Below are 19,591 nucleotides of genomic sequence, written 5' to 3' on the forward strand. Positions count from 1 at the left end.
GGCGATCAAGCGGCCCTGCGTGCCGGAACAGCGCCGGTGCGAACGGCTATTTGCACACGCCGGACACGCGCCGCGAGGCGACTTCCTTGGTGCAATAAGCGCTGCAATAGGTGCCGCCGGATTTCTGGCAGCGCGGCATGCACTCGCCATAGGTGCAGAATGGCTTCGGTCCGCTCCTGGCTTGAGCAACCGCATTCCCCAGCAGCAGGACCGATGCGCCGAGGATCACGAAGATCATTCTCATGGCATGCTCCCTTGTGGTCAGAACTGAAGTTGCGCGCGGTCCCTGACGTCGTGGCCGGTCTCCGATGCCGTCGGTCATGGTCCGGTCGCCGAGGTGCGGGCGGGCGATCACGATCGTGCGGCGCGTCGGACAACGGCGGCAGCGCCGCAGCATGTTTCTGCGAACTGCGCGGTCTCGACGGTGACAGGGGCGGGGCTTGTGCAGCGCCTCGCTCGCGACAGGGCGGGACCGGCAAGAGGCGAGCGCATCTGGCGTTCGCCAATCGGTGCCATGGTAGCGTCCGCCGATCGCGTCGGCAAACTCCTGCGGCGCGATGAGCGGGGCGGTTGCAATCTCGTGGCGTGCGAAGACGAAGCCCGGCGCGACGGCCGGCCGCATTGTCTGCAATGAAAAAGGCCGCCCGGAGGGGCGGCCTTTGACCACGTTCGAGACGGCGCTGAACGGATCAGCGCGAGTAGAATTCGACGATCAGGTGCGGCTCCATCTGCACCGGGAACGGCACTTCCGAGAGGCCGGGGATGCGGGCGAAGGTCGCGGTCTGCTTGTTGTGATCGACGTCGATGAAGTCCGGCACGTCACGCTCGGCGAGCTGGTTGGCTTCGAGCACGATGGCGAGCTGCTTGGAAGCGTCCTTGACCTCGATGACGTCGCCGACCTTGACCTTGTAGCTGGCGATGTTGACGCGCTTGCCGTTCACCTTGATGTGGCCGTGGTTGATGAACTGGCGGGCGGCGAACATGGTCGAGACGAACTTGGAGCGATACACCACGGTGTCGAGACGGCGCTCGAGCAGGCCGATCAGGTTCTCGCCGGAGTCGCCCTTCAGACGGGTCGCTTCGACGTAGATGGCGTGGAACTGGCGCTCGGAAATGTTGGCGTAGTAGCCCTTGAGCTTCTGCTTGGCGCGCAGCTGCACGCCGAAGTCGGAGAGCTTGCCCTTGCGGCGCTGGCCGTGCTGGCCGGGGCCGTACTCGCGCTTGTTGACGGGGCTCTTCGGGCGGCCCCAGATGTTCTGGCCCATACGGCGATCGATTTTGTACTTCGACTCACTGCGCTTTGTCATCGCGTCCTCATGATGCGTTGGTTCAAGGATTTTGAGGATCGCGCCCTCCTGTGCACCGGGCCAAAGCCCTGTGCCGACAGGCCGGCCTCCAAAAGCGTTGGAAGCGGACCACGGGTCGCGAAACGCTTCGCGGGCCGAAACGGCCCGCGAGCAGGGGGTGTTTAGGAGAAAAGGGGGGCAGGGTCAATGAAAACTGCCGCCCGAACCCGGCAAAATCGAGCGAAATCAGCGGGGTTTAGGCCTTTCGGGAGCCAAAATGGCCCGCTGATGCTCCGGAACCGGCCGTCAGGGGGCCGGGGTGGCCAGTGGCTTGGTCTTGTCCACCACGTAGATGCCCAGCACCTTCAGGCTCTTGTCGCCATGAACCTTGGCGTCATGCACCACGCCGGCCGGAATGGCGTAGGAATCGCCGGCCTTGAGGTGCTTGTCCGGCTGGCCGTCGATGATCAGGTCGGCCTCACCTTCCAGGATATAGCCGGTCTCGATACCGGGGTGGGTGTGCCGGCCGGCGGTGCCGCCGGGCTGGATTTCGGCGATTCCGGTGACGGTGTTGTAGCCGTCGGGGAATTCGACCTTCTGCAGCGGCGTGCGCTTGATGCCGCCCTGCTGCGCCACGGCCAATCCCGTCATCGCCAGCGCGGCGACCACGGCGAGCCCGATCACGACTGTCTTTTGCATTGATTTGCCTCCCTGCCATTGCCTTGCAAACGAAAAGCTAGCAGCGCGGTTTGCTGTGGAGCAAGGCTGCAGCAGGGGGATGACGTCTCAGGCAAAGACGTCTCAGGCAAAGGCGTCTTGGGCGAACAGCGGCCCAAGCGCGCGGGCAAGTGTCGGCGAGGGCGCCGCGCCGGAGGTGAACTGGAAGCGGGCCGGGCTGGCAGGCGTGGCTGTCATGGCGGCGCCCAGCGATCGCGCCAGCAGGTCCGCGGTGCGCCGGGCGATGGCCGGGGCCGGGTCGATCCAGTCCACGGGCCATGGCGCCAGCCGCTCCAGCCGGTCGAGCACCAGCGGGAAATGAGTGCAGGCCAGCACCACGGTGTCGGTGCGGGCCTCCCCGTCGCGGAAGCATGGCGCGACCTCGGAGGCGATGGCCGCGTCGGAGACCATGTCGCCGTTCAGGACGGCCTCGGCCAGCGCGGGGAGGTGAGCGGCGCCGACCAGCGTGACCTCGCAATCCCCGGCGAAGTCCCGGATCAGTCCCTGGGTGTACTCCCGGCGGACCGTGCCCTTGGTGCCAAGCACCGACACGCGGCGGCTTTTCGAAACCGCGCAGGCCGGCTTGATCGCCGGCACCGTGCCGACAAAGGGTGTCGCGTAGGCCGCACGCAAGTGCGGCATCACCAGGGTCGAGGCCGTGTTGCAGGCAATCACGACCACATCCGGCGTGTACCTGTCGATCAGTTCGCCGACCAGTGGAACCACACGGCCGATGATCTCGTCCTCGCTGTGGTGACCGTAGGGAAAGAAGGCGTCGTCGGCGACATAGGTGTAGGCGGCGTCGGGGCGCGCCTTCACGATCTCCCGGAAGACGGTGAGGCCGCCGAGGCCGGAGTCGAAGACGAGGATCTGGGGAGCACTGGACACCGGGGTATCCTAGCCGAAGACGGGTTACGAGACAGTTGTCATTGTGCCTGGGCAGGGCTGCCCGCCGGCACGGCGCATTGCCGTGTTTCCGCCATTTATCCGGAACGATCGCTGCCCGGTGCAATGTCCGCGGCGACGGGGTATGGCTTGTCGTCCGTCCCCACCCGCCAACCGCGATCGGATCCGACGATGAAGAACTCCACCGCGACCTGGGGCAGCGTGGCCCGCGCCTTTCACTGGATTCTCGGTTTCGCCATCATCGGCATGCTGGCCTATGGCTGGTGGATGAACCACATGGTGCCGCGACCGGACCGGTTCTTCCATCGCTCGATCCATGCCGATATCGGCTATGCGGTGCTGCTGCTGACGACTGTCCGCCTGATCTGGCGGGCCCTCAGCCCGCCACCGGCATTGCCCGAGGAGATGCGGCGCTGGGAGCGCGGGCTGGCAACGGTCAACCACGGCGCTCTGTATCTCGTCACGATGCTCGTCGCCCTGCTGGGCTGGGCCCATTCCGGGGCGCACAAGCCGGACTATGCCGACTGGTTCGGCCTGTTTCGCGTGCCGCAGTTCACCTCGGAGAACCGCGCCAATGCGGGGCTGTTCGAGGACTGGCACATCTATCTGGCCTATACGCTGCTGGCGCTGATCGTGCTGCACATTCTCGCTGCGCTCTACCACCATTTCGTCCGGCGCGACCGTGTGCTGGCGCGAATGCTCGGCCGCTCCGGCACCTAGCCGGCGCGCGGGGACGAGGCTGCGCCGAATCGTCGCGTCGACGGTCGCTGCGGACTTAGAATCTCTCCAGTCTGCACGCCCGGCCTTTGCGCCTGCGCAGCGCTGTTGCTAACGGCTTGATGGCCACATCGTCATCATGCTGGCGTCACGCCAGACGGGGGGACTCATCGTGCTGTCATCGAACCGAATTCTGTCGACCCTTGCCGCCGCGACTGTTGCGGCTGGCCTCATCGCAGCGCCCGCCGTCGCGCAGCAGGCGGTCGAGATCCAGATTACCCACAAGGACAAGGCATTCCAGCCGAACGAGGTCAGCGCGCCGGCCAACACCCCGATCGTGTTCAAGGTGAAGAACCTCGACGGCAAGGCGATCGAGTTCGAGAGCAAGACGCTCAAGGTCGAGAAGGTGATCGCGGCAAATGCCGAGGCCACCATCAACGTGCGTCCGCAGAAGGCCGGCCGCTACGAGTTCTTCGACGAATTCAACGAGAAGAACGCCCGCGGCGCGCTGGTCGTCAAGTAACGCAACGGAGCCGCCGCCGTGCTCGCCGCACTCATCATCGTATTCCGTGAGGTGTTCGAGGCCGGCCTGATCGTCGGCATCATCCTTGCGGTGACGCGGACCGTGCCGCATCGCAACCGCTGGGTGATCGGCGGCGTGGCGGCAGGGGCGGCGGGTGCCGCGCTGGTCGCGGCTTTCGCCGGCGCGATCTCGGCATTGTTCGCCGGCATGGGCCAGGAGCTGTTCAACGCGGCGATCCTCGGCATCGCCGTGCTGATGCTGACCTGGCACAATGTCTGGATGGCGCAGCATGGCCGCGAGCTCGCGAACGAGGTGCGCGCCACTGGACAGGCCGTTGCCGAAGGCTCGAAGTCGCTGCTGGCGCTCGCCGTGGTGGTTGCCGTCGCGGTGCTGCGTGAAGGCAGCGAGGTGGCGCTGTTTCTCTATGGCGTCGTGGTGGGCGACGGCAGTTCGGGCCTCAGCCTTCTGCTCGGCGGCGTGCTCGGCCTGGTCCTCGGGATCGCCGTGTGCCTGCTGACCTATTTCGGTCTGGTGCGGATTCCGGCACGGCCGCTGTTCCGCGTCACCACGCTGCTCATCGCGTTGCTGGCGGCGGGCATGGGGGCCCAGGCGGTCGCGTTCCTGGCGCGCGCCGACTGGCTCACCGCGCTCGATACCGTTGTCTGGGATTCGAGCTGGCTGCTCTCCGACCAGAGCCTCGTCGGCAAAGCCATGCACACCCTGATCGGCTACACCGACCAGCCGACCGCCATGCAGCTCGTCGTCTACGTGGCGATCCTGCTCGTGACCTTTGTCCTGATGAAGACGCTGGCGCGGCCGGCGAGCGGCGGCGCCGTGCAGCCGGCCTGACGCGTTACGCCGCGCCGAACACCCGCTTGAAGATGGTGTCGACGTGCTTGAGATGGTAGCCGAGGTCGAACTTCTCGTCGATGTCGGCGTCCGTCAGGTACTTCTTCACGTCGGCGTCGGCCTTGAGCAGCGTCTTGAAGTCGCCTTCGCCGCGCCACACCGGCATCGCGTTGCGCTGCACCAGCTTGTACGACTCCTCGCGGCTCGCGCCCTTCTGGGTCAGTGCCAGCAGCACGCGCTGCGAATGCACCAGGCCGCCGAGGCGGTCGAGGTTCTTCTGCATGTTCTGCGGATAGATCAGCAGCTTCTCGATCACGCCGGCAAGGCGGTTGAGCGCGAAGTCCAGCGTCACGGTGGCGTCGGGGCCGAACATGCGCTCGGCGGAGGAGTGCGAGATATCGCGCTCGTGCCACAGCACGACGTTCTCCAGCGCTGGCGTCACATAGGCGCGCACCATGCGCGACAGGCCGGTGAGGTTTTCGGTCAGCACCGGGTTGCGCTTGTGCGGCATCGCCGAGGAGCCCTTCTGGCCCTCGGAGAAGAACTCCTCGGCTTCCAGCACCTCGGTGCGCTGCAGGTGGCGGATCTCGGTGGCGAGGCGCTCGACCGACGAGGCGACGACGCCGAGCACGGCGAAATACATCGCGTGGCGGTCGCGCGGGATCACCTGGGTCGACACCGGCTCCGGCGACAGGCCCATGGCTTTGGCGACATGCTCCTCCACGCGCGGATCGATCTGCGCGAAGGTGCCGACAGCGCCGGAGATGGCGCAGGTCGCGACTTCCTTGCGGGCGGCGACGAGGCGCTCGCGGGCGCGCGAGAACTCGGCATAGGCGTAGGCGAGCTTGAGGCCGAAGGTCACCGGCTCGGCATGGATGCCGTGCGAGCGGCCGATGGTCGGCGTCATCTTGTGCTCGAAGGCGCGGGTCTTGAGCGCGGCCAGCACTTTGTCGACGTCGGCGATCAGGATGTCGGCGGCGCGCACCAGCTGGACGTTGAGGCAGGTATCGAGCACGTCCGACGACGTCATTCCCTGGTGCACGAAGCGCGCCTCGGGGCCGACGATCTCGGCGAGGTGGGTGAGGAATGCGATCACGTCATGCTTGGTCTCGCGCTCGATCTCGTCGATGCGCGCGACATTGAACACCGCGTCCCTGGCGTTCGCCCAGATCGTCTTCGCGGCGTCCTTCGGGATCACGCCGATCTCGGCCATGGCGTCGGCGGCGTGCGCCTCGATCTCGAACCAGATCTTGAAGCGGGTCTGCGGCTCCCAGATCGAAGCCATTTCGGGGCGGGTGTAGCGCGGGATCATGGTGAACTCCTGAGTGTAGTCTGATCCTCATCCTGAGGAGCGGCAAGGCCGCGTCTCGAAGGATGAGGCCCTTGCAGAGCGTCCTCTTTCCGTCTCACGGCGTGGACAGCGGGCTTGCGCCCGGCCCCTCGCCATGGGGACGCAACTTACGCGATCTCGCCGCGCGCCTCGGCGGCGGCATGGCGGATCGCGGCGATGTTGGCCTTGTAGGCCTCCACCGTGCCGCCCTTGAACACGGCGGAGCCTGCGACGAAGGCGTTGGCGCCGGCGGCCGCGATGGCGCCGACCGTCTGCGGCGTGACGCCGCCGTCGACCTCGATGTCGATCGGGCGACCGGCGGTCAGCGCGCGCACCTGGCGCACCTTCTCGACCGCCGCGGGAATGAAGGCCTGGCCGCCGAAGCCGGGGTTGACCGACATCACCAGCACGAGATCGAGGATGTCGACGACATGCTCGATGCTCGACACCGGCGTCGCCGGGTTGAGGGACACGCCGGCCTTCTTGCCGAGCGCGCGGATCGCCTGCAGCGAGCGGTGCAGGTGCGGGCCGGCCTCGACATGGACGATGATGTGGTCGGAGCCGGCCTTGGCGAAGGCCTCGAGATAGGGATCGCAGGGCGCGATCATCAGGTGGGTGTCGAAGATCTTCTTGGTGTGCGGCCGCATCGCCTTGATGACGTCGGGGCCGTACGAGATGTTGGGCACGAAATGCCCGTCCATCACGTCCATGTGGATCCAGTCGGCGCCGGCCTGGTCGACGGCGCGAACTTCCTCGCCGAGACGGGAGAAATCGGACGCCAGGATGGATGGCGCGATGATCAGCGGGCGGGCCGCAGGCTGGGACGACATCGACGGATTTCCGGGGTTTTTGCGGTACGGCACCGCCTAACATGCGGAACGGGCAGGGGCAAACGCGGCCGGGCGGACATGCACAGATCGCAGGGCCACGAGGGCCCCGAAATTCCCCTTGCGGACAGAAAAATGCGCGCGGGCCCGGCCGGCGGGTGAAGAAATTGCCGCGCGCGGGGTTTTGTCTGGCATTCCGCCACCCTGCCATGCCGCATGCCAGCTGGCACATGGCTTGCGATGGAACCCGACAGGTCCCCGACAACCGAGAGGTTTCCCATGAGCGTGATCACCCAGCCGCTAGCCGCCGACCTGCCGAAAACCCGCTGGATCCAGCTGGGTCTCGGGCTCGTCGCGATGATGGCGATCAGCAGCCCGCAATACGTCTGGACATTGTTTGTGAAGCCTTTTCAAGGGGCTACAGGGGCCGATCTGCCAGCGATCCAGGTCACCTTCTCGCTGCTCATCGTGCTCCAGACCTGGCTGTCGCCGCTGCAGGGCTGGCTGGTGGAGCGGTTCGGCGCGCGGCTGCTGATCACCGCGGGCTGCTTGCTCAGTGGCCTCGGCTGGGTCGCCTCTGCCCAGATTCACGGCATCTGGGGCCTTTATCTGACCTACGGGCTGTTGTGCGGGGCCGGCACCGGCATCGTCTATGTCGGCATCGTCGGCCTGATGGTGCGCTGGTTCCCGGATCGGCGCGGCCTCGCCACCGGGGTGGTCGCCGCCGGTTATGGCTTCGGCGCCATCCTCACCACCTTTCCGATCGACGGCATGATCAAGAGCGCCGGCTACCAGCCGACGCTCGTCACCTTTGGCCTGATCCTCGGGGCGGTCGGGGCGCTGGCGGCGCTCGGCCTGCGCGAGCCCGCCGCCGGCGAGGTCGAGACCGCGGCGCCCGCGGCCGCGGCCGGCGCGCCGGACGTGCCGCCGCTGGCGATGCTGAAGACGCCGGTGTTCTGGCTGATGTTCGCCATGATGACCATGATGTCGACCGGCGGGCTGATGGTGATCTCGCAGTTCGCGGCCTTCAGCAAATCGTTCGGCGTCGCCGACACGCTGGTGCTCGGCCTCGCGGCGCTGCCGTTCGCGCTGACCTTCGACCGCATCACCAACGGGCTGACGCGGCCGTTCTTCGGCTGGGTGTCCGACCACATCGGCCGCGAGACCACCATGCTGATCGCGTTCCTGCTCGAGGCCGCGGCGATCGCCCTGCTGCTGCAGTTTCGTGACAACGCGGCGCTGTTCGTCCTGCTGTCGGGGGTCGTGTTCTTCGGCTGGGGCGAGATCTTCTCGCTGTTCCCCTCGACGCTGACCGACACCTTCGGCACCCGCCACGCCACCACCAACTATGGCTTCCTCTACATGGCGCAGGGCATCGGCTCGGTGCTCGGCGGGCCTGTGGCGGCGATGATCTATGTCGGGACCGGCAGCTGGCTGCCGGTGTTCGCGCTGATCATCGCCATGGACGTGATCACCGCGCTGCTGGCGTTCTTCGTGCTGAAGCCGATGCGGCGGCGCTATCTGGCGCGCGGCTGAGCGGTGCCTGGCTCACCGTGCCCGGCAGGTTCTGCCGCGGCGGCAGGATTTGCCGCGCTCGCGCGGCGCGATCGCGGCAAAATGCATGTGTTTTCAAAGGTGCTCTTGCGGCATGTGACTTGCTGACGCGGGTACAGGGACAATTCCGTCCTGGGGCCTGCGTTGGGGGTTGAGTCATGTTGGGTGCAATCGGTGCCGCCTCGGGCGCCATCAATTTGCTGGCAGCGCTACAGCGCTCCGGATCGTCCAGCGCGGCGGGCGGGTCGGCCCCCGCCGCTGATTTGTTCGATACGCTCTCCAGTACATCCGGCTCGTCGTCCTCATCCGCCTCGTCGTCAGCCACGGGCTCCGGCAGCCCGAGCCAGGGTGGCGGGCTGCTGTCGCCGGATACTTATGCGGCGCTGCTGCAGGCGGCGCAGAATGGCGGAACGAATGCATCGCAGTCCTCGCAAAGCCCGTCGGATGCGCTGAAGGATCTGTTCTCGCAGCTTGACGGCAACGGTGACGGCCAGATCAGCAAGGCCGAATTCGAGGCCAAGCTCGGCGCCGGCGGCACCAACCTGGCGGCGGCGGACAGCGTGTTCGCCAAGCTCGACACCAATGGCGACGGCTCGGTGAGCCTGAAGGAACTGGCCGCGGCGCTGAAGGGGGCCGGGCATGGCCATCACCACGCGGGTGGTGCCGACGGCGCTGGTAAGGCGCTGGGCGCAGGCGGCGCGCAGGGCGACAGTGACAGTGACGGTTCGGGCGCGACCGGCTCGTCCAAGGGAGCGACCACGACCGTTGCCGCCAACAGCGATGGCTCGGTGACCACCACCATCACCTATGCCGACGGCTCGAAGGTCTCGAGCACCACGGCGGCGGGCGCGGGCGCCAGCGCCAGCAGCAACGCGGCTTCGTCCTACAACTTCATCGAGAAGATGATTCAGCGCCAGGCCAAGGCGCTGTCGGCCTCCACCTCACAGGGTGTATCGGTCACCGCCTGAGCAGCGGCGCGGCGGTTGCCATAAGCCGCTGCCTTCATCAAAAGCAACCGCGCTTGCGCCTGGGCAGCTTGGCAGCAATGCCACGTCGATCGCGTTGATGGCGTCGGACCGATCGCTGCGTAGTGGCGCGGCTTCAGTGTCCGAAGCGGTCGCGCCAGGCGGGGGGCTGGCCGGCGAACGGCAGCGCGGCAGCCTCAAAGACGCCGCGTGCGATCGCGCGGGCGACGACGTTGGCGGCGACCATGCCGAGCTCGGTGAGGCCATGGAGCGGGTCGACGGATTTCTGTCCCGTCGCCGCGGCGAACACCACGTCGCCGTCGAGCGGCGCGTGAACCGGATAGATCGCCCGGGCGAATCCGGTGTGGGCGATGACGGCGAGACGCTTGGCCTGCAGCTTGGTCAGATCGGCGTCGGTGACGACCACCGCGAGCGTCGTGTTCTCCACCGCCGTGACCACGGGGGCGCCCTTCAGCCGCATGCGCAGCATGTCCTGCGTGAAGGCGTCGGGGAGGCCGCGGCCGCCGAACTCGCTACCGACCTCGAACGGCGCCGCCCAGAACCACGGACCATCGCCGACATTGGCGCTGCCTGCGGCATTGACGATGGCGAGGGCGGCGACGGTGATGCCGCCCTCTGTCATGGCCGAGGCCGAGCCGATGCCGCCCTTGAAGGTCGCCGTGGTGGCGCCGAGGCCCGCGCCGACGCTGCCGAGTGCGAAACGCGTGGTGGCGGCTTCCGCCGCGGCGAAGCCGAGATCGCGATAAGGCGCGAAGCGCCCCCATGCCTTGTCGCCGCCGTTGAGCAGGTCGAACACGATGGCGCCGGGCACGATCGGAATGGTGGCCTCGCGCACCCGGAAACCGCGCCCCTGCGCGGCCAGGAACGCCTGCACGCCGCCGCCGGCCTCCAGCCCGAACGCCGACCCGCCCGACAGGGCGAGGCCGTCGATACGCTCGACCGTGTTGGCGACGTCGAGCAGGGCGCCTTCGCGGGTGCCGGGGCCGCCGCCGCGCACATCCATGGCTGCCACCGCCGGCGCGTCGAACAGCACCGCGGTGACGCCGGAGGCGATGCGGGCGTCGTCGGCATGGCCGACGCGGACACCGGCGACGTCGGTGAGGAGGTTGTTCATGGCAAGGTCTCCCGGGCGGCTGCGCCGGCGCCGCTGTTCGCGCCGCGCCGAGATGACCGCATCGTCACCGCGAGGTCAATCGCACCTGGGGGCGATCACGCGGCGATCACAACGGGCGGAGCGAGGGGCGTGGAGGGGTTGCATCGGAGCGGCCGGCTGGGCCATGTAGCGCCATGATCACCGACGTCACCTTTCCGGCGGCCTTCGTTGCCGGCCTCATCAGCTTTCTGTCACCCTGCGTGTTGCCGCTGGTGCCGCCCTATCTGGTCTATCTGACCGGCGCCACCATCGAGCACGTCGCGGTCGAGGAGGTGAAGGCATCCAAGCGCGCGGTGATGCTGTCGGCGCTTGTGTTCGTGCTGGGCTTCGCCACGGTGTTCGTGGCGCTCGGCGCCAGCGCCAGCCTGATCGGCGCAGTGGTGCGGTCATGGGCGGCCGAGCTGTCGATCGTCGCCGGTATCGTGATCATCGTCATGGGCCTGCACTTTCTCGGGCTGACGCGGATCGGCCTGCTGATGCGCGAGGGGCGCTTGCCGATCCCCAGGCCCGTCGGCCTGTGGGGCGCTTATGTCATGGGCCTCGCCTTCGCCTTCGGCTGGACGCCGTGCATCGGGCCGATCCTGGCGGCGATCCTGTCGGTGGCGGCTTCCGCCACCACCGTGAGCAAGGGCGCCGTGCTGCTCGCGGTGTATTCCGCCGGCCTCGGCATTCCCTTTCTTTTGGCAGCCTTCGCGGTGGAGCAGTTTTCCAGCGCCTTCGCCCGCATGAAGCGCCATCTGGCGACGGTCGAGCGGGTGATGGGGGTGCTGCTGGTGCTGACGGGAATCGGCTTTCTCACCGGCGCGGTGTCGAATGTCAGCATCTGGCTGCTCGAGACCTTCCCGGGGCTTGCCAATTTCGGCTGATTTGCCACGAATTCCGTAGCGCGGTCTTTCCCAGCCAACATGCCGGGGAATGAAGCGCCTTCGAGATTGTTCGTCTGTCCGCGGGGCCTTAGGCTTTGACGGGACGATGCGAGATCGAGGGGTGCGATGAAGGACGGACTCTACAAGGTCGAGTTCCACACCAGCGAGGGTCGGGGATCCGGCGTGATGCATGCGGTCGGTGGCAAGCTGCGCGGCGGCAACTCCGGCTTTGCCTTCATCGGCAGCTATTCGATCGACGGTGACGAGATCGTGGCCCGCGTGTCCACCGTGCGCCACACCGAGGATCCGCGGTTGCCGGCCCTGCTCGGCACCGATCGCGTCACCGTGGTGATGCGCGGCCGTGCCAGCGGCGATGTCGTCGATTTCGAGGGGAACCCGCTGCAACTGCCCGGCCTGCTGCTGCGGGCCGTGTTCACGCCGATCAGCGATTGAGGCCGGCACACCGGGCGAACCATCCTGCCTTGACACGAACAAGGCCGGCAGCGGGTGGCTGCCGGCCTTGTTCGTTGGCATGCGGAACCGTTTCGGTTCGTTGCGATATGTCTACGAGCCCTTCGGCGGGGCGATCTGGGTGTAGTTGCCCTTGTCGTCGAACTTGTAGACGACATAGTCGATCGCCTTGATGTCGCCCTTGATATCGAACGACAGCTTGCCCTGCACGGTGTCCCAGGCGCCGCCCTTGATGGTCTCGGCGATCTTCTTCGGATCGGTGGTGCCGGCCTTGGTCACCGCCTGCGCCCAGACCTGGATCGCGGCATAGGTGTAGAGGGTGTAGCCCTCCGGATCGATGCCCTTGGCCTTGAACTTCTCGACGATCGCCTTGGCGGTCGGCTTGTCGCGCGGGTCGGGGCCGAAGGTGAACAGCGTGCCGGCGCCGGCCGGGCCGGTGACGGAGGCGAACTCCTTGTCGTTGAGCGCGTCGCCGCCCATCAGCGTCGTCTGCAGGCCCTGGTCGCGCATCTGCCGCACCAGGAGGCCGCTCTCCTGATGGTACCCGCCGACATAGACGAGATCGACATTGTCGCGCTTCAGGCGGGTGACGATCGCGGAGAAGTCCTTGTCGCCCTGGTTGTAGGACTCGAACATCTTCTCCTGGATGCCGAGCTTGTTGAGCGCCTTCTTGGTCTCGTCCGCGAGGCCTTTGCCGTAGGTCGACTTGTCGTTGAGGATGGCGATGGTCTTGCCCTTGAAGTTCTTCGCCAGGAACTCGGCGGCGATCACGCCCTGCTGGTCGTCCCGGCCGCACATCCGCAGCACGTTCCACAGCTTGCGCTCGGTGAACAGCGGGTTGGTGGACGCCGGCGTGATCTGCAGCACGTTGCCTTCGGCGTAGGCTTCCGACGCCGGGATCGACGACGACGAGCAGAAATGGCCGGCGACGAACGGGATCTTCATCCCGGAATACTTTTCGGCGATCGAGCGCGCCTGCTTGGGATCGCAGGAGTCGTCGCCGACCTCGAGTTTCAATTGCTTGCCGAGCACGCCGCCGGCGGCGTTGATGTCGGCGACCGCGAGTTCTGCGCCGTTCTTCATCTGGCGTCCGAACGGCGATTGCGCGCCGGTCATCGGGCCGGCGACCGCGATGGTGATGTCCTCAGCCGAAGCCGGCACCACGGTGCCGGCGGCCATCAGCGCGACCGCACCGAGCGTCGCGGCCGCGCGTTTGAGATGCGCGAATTTCAGCTGCGTGATGTGTGCCATATGCTTGTCCTCGCTCAAGATGCCCGTCCCCCACGGCGCGGGAAGCTTGGCGCGATTGTTGTCCGATTTGCCCCTCAAGTCACCGCCATTTTTTGGGCGTGGATGCCGCTGGCGCTGGCAAGTCGTCGCAGCAAAAAGCCCCGGCCATGACGGCCGGGGCTTTGTGCATTGCACGATCGGACAGGGTGATCAGGAACCCTTGAGCTCGGCGTAGTTGCCCTTGTCGTCGAATTTGTAGACGACATAGTCGATCGCCTTGATGTCGCCCTTGACGTCGAACGACAGCGTGCCGATCACGGTGTCCCAGCTGCCGCCCTTGATGGTGTCGGCGACCTTCTTGGGATCGGTGGTGCCGGCCTTGGCGGCCGCCTGCGACCACACCTGGATCGCGGCGTAGGTGTAGAGGGTGTAGCCCTCCGGATCGATGCCCTTGGCCTTGAACTTCTCGACGATCGCCTTGGCGGTCGGCTTGTTGCGCGGGTCGGGGCCGAAGGTGAACAGCGTGCCGGCGCCGGCCGCGCCGGTGACGGAGGCGAACTCCTTGTCGTTGAGCGCGTCGCCGCCCATCAGTGTGGTCTGCAGGCCCTGGTCGCGCATCTGCCGCACCAGCAGCCCTGCCTCCTGATGGTAGCCGCCGACATAGACGATATCGATGTTGTCGCGCTTGAGGCGCGAGACGATGGCGGAGAAGTCACGGTCGCCCTTGGTGTAGGACTCGAACATCTTTTCCTGCACGCCGGCCTTGTTCAGCGCCTTCTTGGTCTCGTCGGCGAGACCTTTGCCGTAGGTCGACTTGTCATGCAGGATGGCGATGTTCTTGCCCTTGTAATTCTTCACCAGGAAGTCGGCAGCGATCGCGCCCTGCTGGTCGTCGCGGCCGCACACGCGCAGCACGTTCCACAGCTTGCGCTCGGTGAACAGCGGGTTGGTGGACCCGGGCGTGATCTGCAGCACGTTGCCTTCGGCATAGGCTTCCGAGGCCGGGATCGACGACGACGAGCAGTAGTGCCCGGCGACGAACGGGATCTTCATGCCGGCGAGCTTCTCGGCGACCGAGCGCGCCTGCTTGGGATCACAGGCGTCGTCACCGACTTCGAGCTTGAGCTGCTTGCCGAGCAGGCCGCCGGAGGCATTGAGGTCGGCGACGGCGAGTTCCGCGCCGTTGCGCATCTGGCGGCCGAAGGCGGCCTCACCGCCGGTCATCGAGGAGGCGACCGCGATGGTGATGTCCTGCGCCATCGCGGCGGGCACGGCCGCACTCGTCAGTGCCAGCGCTGCACCCAGCGTCAGACCGAGAACTTTCAGGGATGTCATGGGGTGTTCCTTGCAATGGATGCGACGCCCCGGAGGAGCGGAGGGCGCGGCAAAACCGGCGCGATTGTTGGCCGATTTGCCTGCAAAGTCACTGCAAATTTTGTGAAATCAGGGCTTGTCCGGCTGCCCCTGGCGCGGCCGCCAGCCCAGCGGGCCGTTCGCCTCGTAGAGCCAATAATACTGCTGCACCATCTGCCGCGCGCGGGTGCGCCGGTAGGCGAGCAGGGTGACGAGAAACAGGATCGCGGTTTCGACCACGAGTGTCAGCGGCGCATTGAGCGGCTCGCCGAACAGGGCGAAGTGCACGAAGCGCACCGCAAGGCCCATCAGCACCGCGGCGCCGAACACCATCGGCAGCGGCCGCCAGGTCAGCGCGATGGCGCGGCCGGCGAGCCAGGCGCAGCCGCAGCCGAGCACGACGGTGATGAAGAAGATGCGCAGCAACACGGTGGCGGAGACGGGATCGCTCATCGCACCCCTCCGTGGCGGATGGCGGCAAGGCTCATCGCGATGGTGATCGTGCGGGTCATGTGCCGTGCCGTCCGCCCTCGAGATAGGCCGCGCGAATCTCCGGCCGCTGCAACAGCTCAGTGCCGCCGCCGCTGAGCGTGATGAGGCCGTTGACCATGACATAGCCGCGATGGGCGAGCCGCAGCGCGTGGTTGGCGTTTTGCTCGACGATCAGCACGGTGAGGCCGTCCTGGCGGTTGAGCGTGCGGATGGCATCGAAGATCTGGCGGGTGATCAGTGGCGCGAGCCCGAGCGAGGGCTCGTCCAGCATCAGCAGGCGCGGCCGCATCATCAGCGCGCGGCCGATCGCCAGCATCTGCTGCTCGCCGCCGGACAGCGTGCCGCCGCGCTGGGTCAGGCGTTCCCTGAGTCGGGGAAACAGCGTCAGCACGCGCTCGAGGTCGGCAGCGCGATCGGCCTCGCTGGCTTGCGCCGCGTCGGCGCCCATCTGCAGGTTTTCCGCCACCGTCATCCGCGGGAAGATGCGGCGGCCCTCCGGCGACTGGGCGATGCGCAGCCGCGCGAGGTGATGGGTCGGCGTGTGGGTGATGTCATGACCGTCGAATTCGATCCGGCCGGAGCGGGCGCGCGGGCGGCCGAACACCGACATCATCAGCGTCGACTTGCCGGCGCCGTTGGCGCCGATCAGCGCCACGATCTCGCCGGCATGGACCTCGAGATCGACGCCCTTCAGCGCGATGATCTTGCCATAGGCGGCGGTGAGGCCGTGGATGGCGAGCAGCGGCGTGCCGGCGGTCATGGCGACTTCTCCATGACGGCGATGGCGGTATCCTCATCAGTGCCGAGATAGGCGGCGATGACCTTGGGGTCGTCGCGGATTTCGCGCGGCGTGCCGTCGGCGATCTTGACGCCGTGGTCGAGCACGACGATGCGATCGGAAATCTCCATCACCACCGCCATGTCGTGCTCGATCAGCAGCAGCGAGGTGCCGTGCTCGCCACGGATCGACAGCAGCAGTTCGCTCAAGGCGTCGCCCTCGCGCGCGTTGAGGCCGGCGGCGGGCTCGTCGAGGCACAGCAGCGCCGGCTCGGTGCACATCGCGCGCGCGATCTCGAGCCGCCGCTGGTCGCCATAGGCGAGGTTGCCGGCGGCGTCGTCAGCGCGGTCGATCAGGCCGATGCGGTCGAGCCAGTAGCGGGCGCGGTCGATGGCCTGGCGCTCGGCGGCGCGATAGGCGGGGACGCCGACGAGGCCGAGCACGGTCCAGCCGGAGGCGCGCATCAACGGGTTGTGCTGCGCCACCATCAGGTTCTCCAGCAGCGTCATGCCAGCGAACAGGCGGATGTTCTGGAAGGTGCGGGCGACCTTGGCGAGCTTGGCGATGCGGAAGTCGAACAGGCGCTCGAGCAGGAATTCGCTGCCATCGTCGTGGGTCAGGCGCAGCATGCCGGTGGTCGGCTTGTAGAAGCCGGTGATGCAGTTGAACACGGTGGTCTTGCCGGCGCCGTTGGGGCCGATCAGCGCCGTGATCTGGCCGCGCCCGGCCGCGAACGACAGGTCGTTGATGGCGAGGATGCCGCCAAAGCGCATCGACAGATGCGTCACATCGAGGATGTCGGCGCCGCTCATCCGTGGCCTTCCTTGACGAGCTCGGCGGAGATCGCGGCGCGGCGTTCGAGATAGACCGAGGGTGCGCGATGGCCGATCAGGCCGCGCGGCCGCCAGATCATCAGCATCACCATGGCGAGGCCGAACACCAGCATGCGGTACTGGTCGAAGCCGCGGAACAGTTCGAAGCCGCCGATCATGACAAGGGCGGCGAGCGCGACGCCAAGCTGCGAGCCCATGCCGCCGAGCACGACGATGGCGAGCACCAGCGCCGATTCCTGGAATGAGAACGATTCCGGGCTGATGAAGCCCTGGCGGGTGGCGAAGAACGCCCCCGCGAAGCCGCCGAACATGGCGCCGAGCGCGAAGGCCGTGAGCTTGGTGGTGGTGGTGTTGATGCCGAGGGCGCGGCAGGCGATCTCGTCCTCGCGCAGCGCCTCCCAGGCGCGGCCGATCGGCAGGCGGCGCAGGCGGATGGTCGCCCAGTTGGTGAGCAGCGCCAGCGCCAGGATGACATAGAACAGGAACACGACGCGATGGGTCGGCGAGAACTCGATGCCGAGCATGGCGGCGAGGCCGTCGTCGCCGGGGGTGAGCGGAATGCCGAAGAAGCTCGGGCGCGGGATGCCGCTGATGCCGTTCGGGCCGCCGGTGAGATCCTGCCAGTTCAGCAGCACGAGGCGGATGATCTCGCCGAACGCCAGCGTGACAATGGCGAGATAGTCGCCTTTCAAGCGCAGCACCGGGAAGCCGAGCAGGACGCCCCAGAACGAGGCGAGGATGCCGGCGAGCGGCAGGCAGACCCAGAATGACAGGCCGAAGGTGGTGGCGAGCAGGGCGTAGGAGTAGGCGCCGACGGCGTAGAACGCGACATAGCCGAGGTCGAGCAGGCCGGCGAGGCCGACCACGATGTTCAGCCCCCAGCCCAGCATCACATAGGTCAGCACCAGGATGCCGAGGTCGAGGATGTAGCGCTGGTCGTAGAAGATCACCGGGATCAGGACGGTGAAGATCAGCAGCGCCGGCACCAGCACCCGCTGCAGCGTCGCGCCGACCTGGCTCACGCCCTCGGGCATCCGTTCAGTGAGGCCGAGCGGGCCGATCCAGCGCCGCACCAGCTCCATCGCGATGCTGCCGACGAACACGAGGCCGACCAGCAGTGCGAGGTCGCCGAACCGCGTCCAGTAGATCAGCTTGCCCTCGGGGCCGGCCTCGGTGCGCACGCCGATCATCAGCGAGAACAGCACCAGTGCGACCAGCGCGCTGAGCAGCGCTTTTTTCAGGATGAAGGCCGCCCCGTGCTGGGGTCCGGCGGCGGCATCGGATGCGGGGGCTGCCACGCCGGGATCCATCAGACTTTCTCGATTTCCGGGCGGCCGAGCAGGCCGGTCGGCAGGAAGATCAGGACGACGATGAGGATCGAGAACGCGGCGACGTCCTTGTACTCGGACGAGAAATAGCCGCCCCAGAACGTCTCGATCAGGCCGATGGCGAGGCCGCCGAGCATGGCGCCGGGCAGCGAGCCGATGCCGCCGAGCACGGCGGCGGTGAACGCCTTGATGCCGGCGACGAAGCCCATGAAGAAATCGACCACGCCGTAGTACAGCAGGTACATCAGCCCGGCGACCGAGGCGAGCGCCGCCCCGATCACGAAGGTCATCGAGATGGTGCGATCGACGTCGACGCCGAGCAGGGCCGCCATGGTCTGGTCCTGCTCGCAGGCGCGCATGTCGCGGCCGAGCCGGGTGCGCGCCACCAGCCAGGAGAAGATCGCGAGCAGCACAACGGTGCTGACGACGATGAAGATCTGAATGTTGGAGAGCTGCACGGCGAAGCCGTCGCGCTCGGACAGGGTGTAGCCGCCGGTGATGATCGGGGCGACCGACTTGATGCGCGCGCCCTGCGACACCTGTGCGTAGTTCGACAGCACGAACGACATGCCGATCGCCGACAGCATCGGGGCGAGGCGGAAGGAGTGGCGCAGCGGCCGGTAGGCGATGCGCTCGACCGTCCAGCCGTACAGCGCCGTGACGGCCATCGACACCACCAGCACCAGCAGCAGGATCACCGGCACGGCCGTCAGCCCGATCGAGACCAGCACCAGGAAGGAAATCAGCGCGATGAAGCCGCCGATCATGAAGATATCGCCATGGGCGAAATTGATCATGCCGACGATGCCGTAGACCATCGTGTAGCCGATGGCGATCAAGCCGTAGATGGAGCCCAGCGCGATGCCGTTGATGAGCTGTTGGGCGAAATAATCCATAGGCCGCCGTTCTCGGATGGCAAGACGCGCCGTGTGGCTCCGGCAGCCGGACCGTTGCATCTTTCGTCGGTTTTTAACAGTGGGACCCGGGAGCGGCAACAGCGCGGGTACCCCGATAAGCCTTTGTCCACGGCTGACTTTCGCACATCGCAGTGTCACGTTCCGCCGGCCGGCCAGCCGCCGCCAAAATGCCCTGCGGCCGCCCTGGTGGAACTGAAACCACCGCCGTGCTGCGCCGTTGGTTGGCCGTCCACCAAGCCACCAAGGGAGAAGGCCTCATGTCGAACCAGAGCAGCCAGCAGAACCAGACCCCGGGCCAGAAGCCCGGTCAGCAGCAGGGCGGCGGGCACAAGCCCGGCCAGCAGCAGCAGGATCCGGGCCGCCAGGGCGGTCAGCCGGGCCATGGTACGGAGCAGAAACCCGCCCGCTGATCCCTGCCCGGTTGAACCACTGGGCTGGACGACAAGGAAAATCCCGCCGCAAGGCGGGATTTTTC

General features: G+C 67.0%; 22 protein-coding genes. 8 read left to right on the forward strand and 14 right to left on the reverse strand.

All coding sequences use genetic code 11. The annotated features are described in order from the left end of the window. Nucleotides 1-46: 46 nt before the first annotated feature. The 4 genes from AB4Z37_RS20810 to murI form a co-directional block, all read right to left on the reverse strand. Nucleotides 47-622 (reverse strand): hypothetical protein, encoded by a 576-nt coding sequence (locus tag AB4Z37_RS20810; protein WP_441518647.1) that lies wholly within the window; start codon nucleotides 620-622, stop codon nucleotides 47-49. 67 nt (nucleotides 623-689) lie between these two features. After that, complete coding sequence (gene rpsD / locus AB4Z37_RS20815) at nucleotides 690-1,307, reverse strand: 30S ribosomal protein S4 (protein ID WP_211964183.1); 618 nt, start codon at nucleotides 1,305-1,307, stop codon at nucleotides 690-692. A gap of 285 nt (nucleotides 1,308-1,592) precedes the next feature. Next, complete coding sequence (locus AB4Z37_RS20820; RefSeq protein WP_441518648.1) at nucleotides 1,593-1,985, reverse strand: cupin domain-containing protein; 393 nt, start codon at nucleotides 1,983-1,985, stop codon at nucleotides 1,593-1,595. Nucleotides 1,986-2,087: 102 nt separating this feature from the next. Continuing rightward, on the reverse strand, nucleotides 2,088-2,891 hold the full coding sequence (murI, locus tag AB4Z37_RS20825; protein WP_441518649.1) for a glutamate racemase: 804 nt from the start codon (nucleotides 2,889-2,891) through the stop codon (nucleotides 2,088-2,090). Between the two features lie 189 nt (nucleotides 2,892-3,080). Here murI and AB4Z37_RS20830 point away from each other — a divergent pair, with 189 nt between their 5' ends. The 3 genes from AB4Z37_RS20830 (at nucleotide 3,081) to AB4Z37_RS20840 (ending at nucleotide 4,998) form a co-directional block, all read left to right on the forward strand. Beyond that, the gene (locus tag AB4Z37_RS20830) at nucleotides 3,081-3,629 is read left to right on the forward strand and encodes a cytochrome b (protein ID WP_441518650.1); all 549 of its coding nucleotides are present in this window, start codon (nucleotides 3,081-3,083) and stop codon (nucleotides 3,627-3,629) included. A gap of 169 nt (nucleotides 3,630-3,798) precedes the next feature. Continuing rightward, nucleotides 3,799-4,149, forward strand: a complete 351-nt coding sequence (locus AB4Z37_RS20835; RefSeq protein ID WP_441518651.1) for a cupredoxin domain-containing protein — start codon at nucleotides 3,799-3,801, stop codon at nucleotides 4,147-4,149. A gap of 18 nt (nucleotides 4,150-4,167) precedes the next feature. Then, complete coding sequence (locus AB4Z37_RS20840; protein WP_441518652.1) at nucleotides 4,168-4,998, forward strand: FTR1 family iron permease; 831 nt, start codon at nucleotides 4,168-4,170, stop codon at nucleotides 4,996-4,998. 4 nt (nucleotides 4,999-5,002) lie between these two features. On the opposite strand, the gene purB is transcribed toward AB4Z37_RS20840, so the two are convergent. Both purB and rpe read right to left on the reverse strand, forming a co-directional pair. Next, on the reverse strand, nucleotides 5,003-6,310 hold the full coding sequence (gene purB / locus AB4Z37_RS20845) for an adenylosuccinate lyase (RefSeq protein ID WP_441518653.1): 1,308 nt from the start codon (nucleotides 6,308-6,310) through the stop codon (nucleotides 5,003-5,005). 146 nt (nucleotides 6,311-6,456) lie between these two features. Continuing rightward, nucleotides 6,457-7,158, reverse strand: a complete 702-nt coding sequence (rpe, locus tag AB4Z37_RS20850) for a ribulose-phosphate 3-epimerase (RefSeq protein WP_441518654.1) — start codon at nucleotides 7,156-7,158, stop codon at nucleotides 6,457-6,459. Nucleotides 7,159-7,434: 276 nt separating this feature from the next. On the opposite strand from rpe, the gene oxlT reads away from it, so the two are divergent. After that, nucleotides 7,435-8,691 (forward strand): oxalate/formate MFS antiporter, encoded by a 1,257-nt coding sequence (gene oxlT, locus AB4Z37_RS20855; RefSeq protein ID WP_441518655.1) that lies wholly within the window; start codon nucleotides 7,435-7,437, stop codon nucleotides 8,689-8,691. A gap of 176 nt (nucleotides 8,692-8,867) precedes the next feature. Further along, the gene (locus AB4Z37_RS20860; protein WP_441518656.1) at nucleotides 8,868-9,677 is read left to right on the forward strand and encodes an EF-hand domain-containing protein; all 810 of its coding nucleotides are present in this window, start codon (nucleotides 8,868-8,870) and stop codon (nucleotides 9,675-9,677) included. 133 nt (nucleotides 9,678-9,810) lie between these two features. Here the strand turns inward: AB4Z37_RS20860 and AB4Z37_RS20865 are convergent, their stop codons facing one another. Further along, nucleotides 9,811-10,809 (reverse strand): P1 family peptidase, encoded by a 999-nt coding sequence (locus tag AB4Z37_RS20865; protein WP_441518657.1) that lies wholly within the window; start codon nucleotides 10,807-10,809, stop codon nucleotides 9,811-9,813. A gap of 173 nt (nucleotides 10,810-10,982) precedes the next feature. Between AB4Z37_RS20865 and AB4Z37_RS20870 the strand changes: the two genes are divergently transcribed. Continuing rightward, nucleotides 10,983-11,714, forward strand: a complete 732-nt coding sequence (locus AB4Z37_RS20870; protein ID WP_441518658.1) for a cytochrome c biogenesis CcdA family protein — start codon at nucleotides 10,983-10,985, stop codon at nucleotides 11,712-11,714. 126 nt (nucleotides 11,715-11,840) lie between these two features. Continuing rightward, nucleotides 11,841-12,167, forward strand: coding sequence for a hypothetical protein (locus AB4Z37_RS20875; protein ID WP_441518659.1), 327 nt, complete (start codon nucleotides 11,841-11,843; stop codon nucleotides 12,165-12,167). Between the two features lie 111 nt (nucleotides 12,168-12,278). On the opposite strand, the gene AB4Z37_RS20880 is transcribed toward AB4Z37_RS20875, so the two are convergent. The 7 genes from AB4Z37_RS20880 to AB4Z37_RS20910 all read right to left on the reverse strand — a co-directional run bounded on the left by AB4Z37_RS20880 (nucleotide 12,279) and on the right by AB4Z37_RS20910 (nucleotide 19,095). Further along, nucleotides 12,279-13,364 (reverse strand): branched-chain amino acid ABC transporter substrate-binding protein, encoded by a 1,086-nt coding sequence (locus tag AB4Z37_RS20880; RefSeq protein ID WP_441518821.1) that lies wholly within the window; start codon nucleotides 13,362-13,364, stop codon nucleotides 12,279-12,281. Nucleotides 13,365-13,625: 261 nt separating this feature from the next. Continuing rightward, nucleotides 13,626-14,750, reverse strand: a complete 1,125-nt coding sequence (locus tag AB4Z37_RS20885) for a branched-chain amino acid ABC transporter substrate-binding protein (protein WP_441518660.1) — start codon at nucleotides 14,748-14,750, stop codon at nucleotides 13,626-13,628. 108 nt (nucleotides 14,751-14,858) lie between these two features. Next, nucleotides 14,859-15,221: a DUF6867 family protein gene (locus AB4Z37_RS20890; protein WP_441518661.1), complete on the reverse strand. Its 363-nt coding sequence runs from the start codon at nucleotides 15,219-15,221 to the stop codon at nucleotides 14,859-14,861. Between the two features lie 55 nt (nucleotides 15,222-15,276). Continuing rightward, nucleotides 15,277-16,020 carry an ABC transporter ATP-binding protein gene (locus tag AB4Z37_RS20895; protein WP_441518662.1) on the reverse strand — a complete coding sequence of 248 codons (744 nt, stop codon included), beginning with the start codon at nucleotides 16,018-16,020 and terminating at the stop codon, nucleotides 15,277-15,279. Further along, on the reverse strand, nucleotides 16,017-16,850 hold the full coding sequence (locus tag AB4Z37_RS20900; protein WP_441518663.1) for an ABC transporter ATP-binding protein: 834 nt from the start codon (nucleotides 16,848-16,850) through the stop codon (nucleotides 16,017-16,019). Before AB4Z37_RS20900 ends, AB4Z37_RS20895 begins: the two co-directional genes overlap by 4 nt. Then, nucleotides 16,847-18,181, reverse strand: coding sequence for a high-affinity branched-chain amino acid ABC transporter permease LivM (gene livM / locus AB4Z37_RS20905; RefSeq protein ID WP_441518664.1), 1,335 nt, complete (start codon nucleotides 18,179-18,181; stop codon nucleotides 16,847-16,849). Before livM ends, AB4Z37_RS20900 begins: the two co-directional genes overlap by 4 nt. Continuing rightward, complete coding sequence (locus tag AB4Z37_RS20910; RefSeq protein WP_441518665.1) at nucleotides 18,181-19,095, reverse strand: ABC transporter permease subunit; 915 nt, start codon at nucleotides 19,093-19,095, stop codon at nucleotides 18,181-18,183. Before AB4Z37_RS20910 ends, livM begins: the two co-directional genes overlap by 1 nt. 278 nt (nucleotides 19,096-19,373) lie before the next feature. Here AB4Z37_RS20910 and AB4Z37_RS20915 point away from each other — a divergent pair, with 278 nt between their 5' ends. After that, complete coding sequence (locus AB4Z37_RS20915) at nucleotides 19,374-19,526, forward strand: hypothetical protein (protein ID WP_441518666.1); 153 nt, start codon at nucleotides 19,374-19,376, stop codon at nucleotides 19,524-19,526. Nucleotides 19,527-19,591 lie beyond the last annotated feature (65 nt).

It is taken from the genome of Bradyrhizobium sp. 2TAF24 (genome assembly GCF_052115025.1).
GTDB lineage: Bacteria > Pseudomonadota > Alphaproteobacteria > Rhizobiales > Xanthobacteraceae > Bradyrhizobium_A.

What these genes read in the sequence shown, in the direction of transcription:
- purB (WP_441518653.1), bottom strand. Translation starts at nt 6,310, where the DNA reads ATGATCCCGCGCTACACCCGCCCCGAAATGGCTTCGATCTGGGAGCCG.
- AB4Z37_RS20810 (WP_441518647.1), bottom strand. Translation starts at nt 622, where the DNA reads ATGCGGCCGGCCGTCGCGCCGGGCTTCGTCTTCGCACGCCACGAGATT.
- AB4Z37_RS20830 (WP_441518650.1), top strand. Translation starts at nt 3,081, where the DNA reads ATGAAGAACTCCACCGCGACCTGGGGCAGCGTGGCCCGCGCCTTTCAC.
- AB4Z37_RS20870 (WP_441518658.1), top strand. Translation starts at nt 10,983, where the DNA reads ATGATCACCGACGTCACCTTTCCGGCGGCCTTCGTTGCCGGCCTCATC.
- AB4Z37_RS20880 (WP_441518821.1), bottom strand. Translation starts at nt 13,364, where the DNA reads ATGGCCGCCGGCACCGTGGTGCCGGCTTCGGCTGAGGACATCACCATC.
- rpe (WP_441518654.1), bottom strand. Translation starts at nt 7,158, where the DNA reads ATGTCGTCCCAGCCTGCGGCCCGCCCGCTGATCATCGCGCCATCCATC.
- AB4Z37_RS20910 (WP_441518665.1), bottom strand. Translation starts at nt 19,095, where the DNA reads ATGGATTATTTCGCCCAACAGCTCATCAACGGCATCGCGCTGGGCTCC.
- AB4Z37_RS20895 (WP_441518662.1), bottom strand. Translation starts at nt 16,020, where the DNA reads ATGACCGCCGGCACGCCGCTGCTCGCCATCCACGGCCTCACCGCCGCC.
- AB4Z37_RS20900 (WP_441518663.1), bottom strand. Translation starts at nt 16,850, where the DNA reads ATGAGCGGCGCCGACATCCTCGATGTGACGCATCTGTCGATGCGCTTT.
- AB4Z37_RS20890 (WP_441518661.1), bottom strand. Translation starts at nt 15,221, where the DNA reads ATGAGCGATCCCGTCTCCGCCACCGTGTTGCTGCGCATCTTCTTCATC.
- rpsD (WP_211964183.1), bottom strand. Translation starts at nt 1,307, where the DNA reads ATGACAAAGCGCAGTGAGTCGAAGTACAAAATCGATCGCCGTATGGGC.
- livM (WP_441518664.1), bottom strand. Translation starts at nt 18,181, where the DNA reads ATGGATCCCGGCGTGGCAGCCCCCGCATCCGATGCCGCCGCCGGACCC.
- AB4Z37_RS20885 (WP_441518660.1), bottom strand. Translation starts at nt 14,750, where the DNA reads ATGACATCCCTGAAAGTTCTCGGTCTGACGCTGGGTGCAGCGCTGGCA.
- AB4Z37_RS20915 (WP_441518666.1), top strand. Translation starts at nt 19,374, where the DNA reads ATGTCGAACCAGAGCAGCCAGCAGAACCAGACCCCGGGCCAGAAGCCC.
- AB4Z37_RS20865 (WP_441518657.1), bottom strand. Translation starts at nt 10,809, where the DNA reads ATGAACAACCTCCTCACCGACGTCGCCGGTGTCCGCGTCGGCCATGCC.
- AB4Z37_RS20820 (WP_441518648.1), bottom strand. Translation starts at nt 1,985, where the DNA reads ATGCAAAAGACAGTCGTGATCGGGCTCGCCGTGGTCGCCGCGCTGGCG.
- AB4Z37_RS20875 (WP_441518659.1), top strand. Translation starts at nt 11,841, where the DNA reads ATGAAGGACGGACTCTACAAGGTCGAGTTCCACACCAGCGAGGGTCGG.
- oxlT (WP_441518655.1), top strand. Translation starts at nt 7,435, where the DNA reads ATGAGCGTGATCACCCAGCCGCTAGCCGCCGACCTGCCGAAAACCCGC.
- AB4Z37_RS20860 (WP_441518656.1), top strand. Translation starts at nt 8,868, where the DNA reads ATGTTGGGTGCAATCGGTGCCGCCTCGGGCGCCATCAATTTGCTGGCA.